This is a genomic window from Citrobacter sp. wls615, from assembly GCF_005281355.1.
Taxonomy (GTDB): Bacteria; Pseudomonadota; Gammaproteobacteria; order Enterobacterales; family Enterobacteriaceae; genus Citrobacter; species Citrobacter werkmanii.
Genome location: NZ_SZXM01000047.1, coordinates 187,827 through 194,579 on the forward strand (window position 1 = coordinate 187,827; position 6,753 = coordinate 194,579).

Consider the following 6,753-nt stretch of genomic DNA (forward strand, 5'->3'; position numbering starts at 1 on the left):
ATCAAAACGGGTTTTGATTCACGCCACTACCATAGAAAACTTGCTATTGGTGAAGTCTGGTAAGGTTGTAGTTACGATATCTCACCATACATTTGTAAGATATTTTTTTAAGTATAGATAAAAAACTGAACTTGTTTATTTTAGTGTCATAAACAATATAATTATTTGAGAAGTTTAGTGTATGGACACCATCACTGTGGTTGATCGAGGAATTGATTTTCTCGATCAGGCTTTCATCAAATACAGTATTGCTTAATGTGACTAATTCTTTGATGTAGATGGATTTTCCGTAGGTTTCAGGCGTGCATTCTTGGGTGAGGAAGTACATTTTGTTATCGACAAGGTAGGGCGCACCCGCTCCCCGATGGTGATGGTTGCTCACCTTCAATGAGGGGGCAATCCGCTGCCACTGCCCATAGATATTCTCAGCAGAGTGAATAATAATTTCATTATCCATTGTGGTGGATAAAAGATAACAGGTTTCATTAATTGTGAGAAACACATTATCTGTTACTTCAGTATCCGATATTAAGACTTTGATTTTCTTCCAGCGTACCGGAAACTCTACCGACTGAAACAGTATGACTTCTTTTCTTTCTGAAGACTCGGGGATCATGAATAGCTGATCGTTGATATGAATCAGGAAAGGGAATGACAAATGACACTTTAAGTCGTCAAAGCCCTCAAGTTTAACATCATCGATTTCAGTCAGTTCACGATCCAGAATACGGCATCTTAGCGTACCTTTCGAGTTTCGAAAGCTAAAAGCTTCATAAAAAACATACAGTTTATCGGCCTTTTCAATAATAAAAGGGTCGGCCTGAAACGTATATTTCTTTTTTAACTGCTGGGCAGCAGTTTTACTCAGTATTTCCAGAGTATTATCGGGGAATAAGTGTGAGCCATGATCTTTTAGAATCATGATGTCCCATGACTCATGATAGAATAACATTTTTATCATTCGTTTTATTTTCGCTAGCATTTGCGCATACTCCTTGTTATCGCCTGCAACTTGAAAAAATGCCTATAGGGACAGCCGTTTTGCAGGTCACTACATGTCATTTGCCGCAATGTTGAATGAATGCGCGATGACTGATGTAGAAATATCTACGCCTATCTTAAAAACTAGTTGCAGATGTTTTTTTGTCGGTAGCACAAAAGTAGGAAAAAATGTCCAGAGCATCCTTGCTCCAGTGGAGGGATTACTCGAAATGCACCTGCGGGTTGTCAGCAAGGGAAACGTAGGTTTTGCTGTTTTTATCCAGGGTACGAATTTCACCACTTTCGATGTCATACACCCAGCCATGCAGACGCAGCGCATTATTTCGCAGTCCAACAGCTACTGAAGGATGCGTTTTAATATTGTTCAACTGCGCAATAACGTTCTCTTCCACCATAGCGTTAACTTTATCGATGGGGTTATCCCAGGTTTTTTTCTCAACCACGGCTTTGGCGGCATCGGCATAGTGCAGCCAGTGAGCCACTGCGGGCATCGGATCCAGAGGCTGGCTATCAGCAATGGCTTTCATCGCGCCACAGTTGGAATGACCACAGATAACGATATCCGTCACGCCAAGTGCAACTACCGCATATTCGATAGTGGCGGAGACACCACCAGGTTCGGGACCGAAAGACGGTACGATATTGCCGGCGTTGCGAATAACGAAAAGCTGTCCCGGCTCTTGCTGGGTCACCAGTTCCGGCACCAGACGGCTATCGGAACAGGAAATGAAAAGCGCTTTTGGATTCTGGCTGGATGCCAGGCTGCGAAAGAGTTCCTTACGTTGAGGGAAAATCTCTTTTTGGAAGTTGAGGAAGCCCTCAATGATATGTTGCATAGCAGTGTCTCTTTTTTCTGTTTGAACAGGTTATGATGAAGATCACACTTTCCAGTTTAACACCAGCCGACAGAAGGGAAAGACTTTATAGCAGTTTTGCAACATTTCTGGCTAATTTTGCCCCACCATGGCAGGGCAAGTATCGTGATGTACGCTACGCGTTTTGCCGTTTCTGGTAGGCCGCTTTTAGGCGGCTCATGGCTTCTACCAGGACAGAACGCGGACAGCCCACGTTGAGTCTCATGTGACCCTCTCCGCCAGGGCCATATTGTGCGCCTGGCGACAGACCAAGCTTCGCTTCATGCACAAAAAAATCGCTTAGTTGTGCATCGTTGAGACCCATTTTTTCCGCATTCAGAAACAGAAGATAAGATGCGCCGCCATATACGACAGATATCAAGGGACAGTGCTTTTCAATGTCGCGTTTAACAAACGCGACATTGTCAGCCAGATAGGCCAGTAGTTTCTGGTGCCAGTCGCCACAATGAGTAAACGCGCTGTAAATGGCCGCTTGCTGTAATGAATGCGTCTCGGCAAGGTAGCAGTTATCAAGAAAGTGATAGAACTGATGGCGTAACTCATCGTTTTTAATAATGGCTATTCCGCCCTGGAGTGCTGCCGTATTGAAGGTTTTACTGATTGAGGTCAGTACAATTGATTTGCTGCCTGACGTTTCATTGAGCGTAAAAAATGGCAAATGGCGCTTACCTGGCAGGGTTAAATCGCTATGCACTTCATCAGACAGAATGATGACGCCAGCCTGCTGGCAATAATGGCTAACTTGTTCCAGCGTTTCCCGCGACCACACCATTCCCCCCGGATTATGCGGTGACGGGAAAAGAAACATTTTGCACTGCTTGAGCTTCTCGCTGAAATCATGCCAGTCAAATTCATAATACCCGTCTTTTTCAATAAGGCGCGTTTGGATTAAATTCCTGCCGCTGGTTTTCACCAGGTTAGGGTAGGGATCATATATTGGCGTACAGGTCAATATATTATCGCCCGGTCGGGTAAGCGCCATTAAAGAAAGTACGATGGTTTTTATAACCCCAGGAATAAAATGCAACCAGTGCGGCCTGACGTCGGCATCATACTGTTGTGCATACCAATGGATCACGGATTCTTTCCATTGCGGATAATCCAGGTTATATCCTTGTACAGGCTGCGCGACTACTGAACGCAGCGTGTTCATTACAGGTTCCGGCGTCACAAAATCCATATCTGCAATCCATAATGGCAATACATCGGTGGTGCCGTACATTTGTTGTAATTGACCGTATTTGCGGCAATTAGCATCCCTTATGACAATTTCATCAAACAAAGACATTGCTGACTCCTGGAAAGCCTCTGAAAAATAGGTTTAGCAACGCAAACAGCGAAGAATATCTATTTTATTGATATATTAAATTTACCCTGGTGATAGCTGTTATTAGCCTATGATTTTTGCTCAACCATATTTTCAGCAGCTTCATTTGGCTCATATTTCGCAATGCCAATACCCGTTGCCGCCCACAGCAAGGCAAAGATGACGCCGCTATAACACAGAATTGCCCATGGTAAATAATCAAGTGTTGCCACGCCCAGCATCGTGGCGCAATAAACGCCTGAAGCAGACCAGGGAATAATCGGCTCAACCACGGTTCCGGCATCTTCGGTGGTTCGTGAAAGATTTTTTGCTGCCAACCCCCGTTTTTTATACTCATCTTTAAAGGCGTCGCCACACAGTAGCAATGGCAGAGTCCCGTTTGCCGTACAGGCACAGATGGTGAAGGTCGTAACAATCGTGGTGGCCACCAGGCGGAATGTGGATTGAACCCCTTTGGTCAGCGCGTTAATTACGGTGTGTAAAGAGCCTGTCGCGCTCATTGCACCGGCAAAACTGAAGGCGCTGAAGACGGTGACAAAACTGCTGAACATAGATATTGCGCCACCTCTTTCCAGCAAGCGGGAGACATCGGAGGACAGTGCGGGCAGGTTATCCCCAGTAAGCATCGCGAGTTTAAAACCGCTGACTACGGATTCGCCAACGGACGAAGCGGTGAATTGCTGGAAGACTAATGCCAGAATCATCGACACTATCGTAGACAAAAAGAGCATCGGAATTGGTGGTCTTTTTGACAGTGAGCCATATAAAACGATGATCGGCGGTAACAACAACAGAATGTTAAAATCATAAATCTGGCCGATAGCGTTCATTAAGCTGGTGATATTTTCAGGAGCACTGGATGAGGCATCAATACCCATACCCATATAGCTATAAATAATGCAGCAAATTATAAACCCCGGGCCGGTGGTCCACAGCAGATGACCGATATGCGAGTACAGATTTACACCGGCAGCCAGCGCCGCCATGTTGGTTGAATCAGAAACCGGTGAGAGCTTATCACCAAACCAGCAGCCTGAGACAATGGCGCCTGCGGCAATAGGCAGCGAAACATTAAGACCAATTGCCACGCCAATCATGGCTATCCCCACGGTCCCGATAGAGCCCCAGGAAGTACCGGTACAAACTGAGATCAGCGCACCCAGCATAAATGCTGAAATATAGAAATACTGCGGGTTAATCCATTTTAAACCATAATAAATCATCATCGGGATAGTGCCTGACACCATCCATGCGCCAATTAAGAAACCGATACTGGCGACAATTAATATGACTGGCAGTGCTTCAGATATTTTATTGCAAATAGCTTGTAGAATATCATCCCACGTGTAGCCATGAGCGACGGCGATAAATGAGGCGGTTGCTGTGCCCATCAGGATCATGGGTTCGGCACGAATATTGAATATAAAATATCCGATGCTAATCCCGCCCAGCATGACTATCATAGGTAAAACTGACCAACAGAAAGACAATTTCTTTCTGTTGTTGGAGGTGCAGCTATTTAATTGCATAATTCCATCCCAATCATTAATGGTTGAACACGTCAAATAACTACCCGCTACAGGTTACTCAGTATTGAGCAACATAGTTGCCAGAGCTCGGCTGAACTCTATTTTATTAACTGTGTCAGGTTATCTATTATGACCTGCAGTTCTGGTATTTCTTTTTTGTAGTAGGATAAGAGAAAATTTGGCGAATGAATTACCCCTCGGCATAAGGTGAGTGATTTCGTCGTTGTTGGCTCAGTTTGCGATACTGCTGCGGTGGCATGCCGACATATTTATGGAACGAGCTATAGAAGCGGCTACTGGAGCGAAAACCAGCAATCGTGGCGATATCCAAAATTGTTTTATCCGTATCGCTGAGTAACGCTCGCACATGGTTGATACGCATCGCCGTAATGTACTGTTTCATCGTCAGTTGCATCACCCGGTGAAAAATACCCATCGCATAATTGGGATTGAGCTTAACGTGCTCGGCAATGGCATCGACCGTGAGCTGTTTGTCGCAGTTAGCGGCGATAAACTCCAACATTTGACTGACGTAAAACTGTGAATGCCGTGAAATACTGTTTTTCTGCGTCCGTGGTGTTTTATTACCCAGCACTGGCCGCCAACCTGAGAGGCTAAAACGCTTGAGCATCAAGGCGATTTCATCGATAGCTAACTGGCGAATCTGCTCGTTGTCGCTGCTAAGTTCACTTTGCCAGCGCTGTACTTCAAAAGCGCTCAGTTGCTGCGAGGCAAGCGAAGTAACCACCATCCCGTGCGTCACGTGGTTGATCAAATCCCTGTCCAGCGGCCAGGATAAAAACAAATGCATCGGCAAATTGAAGATAGCCATTTGTTTACAATGCCCGGCATCGATGAGCTGATGGGGAGTACAGGCCCAGAACAAGGTGATAAAACCCTGTTTGCTTTTCACCACTTCGTCGTTAAAAAGGTACTCCACATCACCATCGAACGGTACATTCACCTCAACCTGACCATGCCAGTGGCTGTAGGTCATGGCCAGCGGCGCCCGCAGTTCGACGTCCATACGCTGATACTCTGAATAGAGCGCCAACGGACTTCTCGTCTTTTTTTCATAGCTGCGGCACATATGTGGGTCGAGTGGCAGCTGCGGGGTACTTTTTGCCATTATGGAGGGTTCCTGGATAGTGAATCTGACCATGGTGTAGCGTCAAAGCATGAACATAGCTTAACCGAAAAAAAGCGCCGTTTTCTCTCCATTTTCGCCAAATTATTCCCAAAAACTCAGATCCTGTGCCTCTCGCTTGCCAATCTGAGTTATCGGGAGTGGTGAGCTTTAATCACAAAAATACGTATTCGGATGTGTTCGCTTTGCAAAATGTCATCGCTTTTTTTGCCAATAAATCGGAGTTATAGCGATAGCCAGTCATCATGGAATACCTTACATTTTTATATGTATCCACACCTCAAGGAATCATCATGTCCAGACTCCGTACTTTAGCAACGGCTTTAGTCGCCGTTGCCGCGATGACGATGTGCGCCACCCCTGTATTCGCTAACCCCGGTAACGGTAACGGCAATGGTAATAGTGGCAACCATGGTAATAGCGGAAACAAGGGTAATAGTGGTAACAGCCAGAAAGGAAACGCTGGCCAAAAAAATAATTCACATACAGAACAGCGTAAAAATTATGGCAAGCCGGATCATGTGGATAGTGACATCAGCTATAACGTGGCCAGGCAGTATGCTGTCAGATACGGTTTGACGGGGTATAAATCACTGCCGCCAGGCATTGCCAAAAATCTGGCGCGAGGAAAACCGCTTCCTCCGGGGATCGCTAAAAAAAGTGTCCCACCCTCTATGTTGAATCAACTGCCGTATTACCCTGGCTATGAATGGCAGGTCGTTGGCGACAATTTGGTGTTGATTGCACTGAGCACGGCGATTGTCACTGCTGTTATTAATGGTGTGTTTGATTAAGTCGCCACGGAATTAATTGGCTTTGTTGTTCCTGCCGAAAGCCCGCGTTACGCGCAATACTGTTCACTTAAGCGGAGCA

At 45.7% G+C, this 6,753-nt stretch carries 6 protein-coding genes; 1 reads left to right on the top strand and 5 read right to left on the bottom strand.

Annotated features, from left to right (window positions below; all coding sequences use genetic code 11):
* Window positions 1-43: 43 nt before the first annotated feature.
* From FDX04_RS13845 to melR, 5 genes are all read right to left on the bottom strand, one after another.
* The gene (locus tag FDX04_RS13845; RefSeq protein WP_042313209.1) at window positions 44-982 is read right to left on the bottom strand and encodes a hypothetical protein; all 939 of its coding nucleotides are present in this window, start codon (window positions 980-982) and stop codon (window positions 44-46) included.
* 220 nt (window positions 983-1,202) lie between these two features.
* Window positions 1,203-1,838 (bottom strand): carbonic anhydrase, encoded by a 636-nt coding sequence (locus tag FDX04_RS13850; RefSeq protein ID WP_038632863.1) that lies wholly within the window; start codon window positions 1,836-1,838, stop codon window positions 1,203-1,205.
* Between the two features lie 154 nt (window positions 1,839-1,992).
* Window positions 1,993-3,165 carry a MalY/PatB family protein gene (locus FDX04_RS13855; protein ID WP_061382302.1) on the bottom strand — a complete coding sequence of 391 codons (1,173 nt, stop codon included), beginning with the start codon at window positions 3,163-3,165 and terminating at the stop codon, window positions 1,993-1,995.
* A 107-nt stretch (window positions 3,166-3,272) separates the two neighbouring features.
* Window positions 3,273-4,667 (bottom strand): Na+/H+ antiporter NhaC, encoded by a 1,395-nt coding sequence (gene nhaC / locus FDX04_RS13860; RefSeq protein WP_249935538.1) that lies wholly within the window; start codon window positions 4,665-4,667, stop codon window positions 3,273-3,275.
* 256 nt (window positions 4,668-4,923) lie between these two features.
* On the bottom strand, window positions 4,924-5,862 hold the full coding sequence (gene melR / locus FDX04_RS13865) for a transcriptional regulator MelR (protein WP_042313217.1): 939 nt from the start codon (window positions 5,860-5,862) through the stop codon (window positions 4,924-4,926).
* Window positions 5,863-6,173: 311 nt separating this feature from the next.
* Between melR and FDX04_RS13870 the strand changes: the two genes are divergently transcribed.
* Complete coding sequence (locus FDX04_RS13870; RefSeq protein WP_042313219.1) at window positions 6,174-6,674, top strand: anti-virulence regulator CigR family protein; 501 nt, start codon at window positions 6,174-6,176, stop codon at window positions 6,672-6,674.
* Window positions 6,675-6,753: the final 79 nt, after the last annotated feature.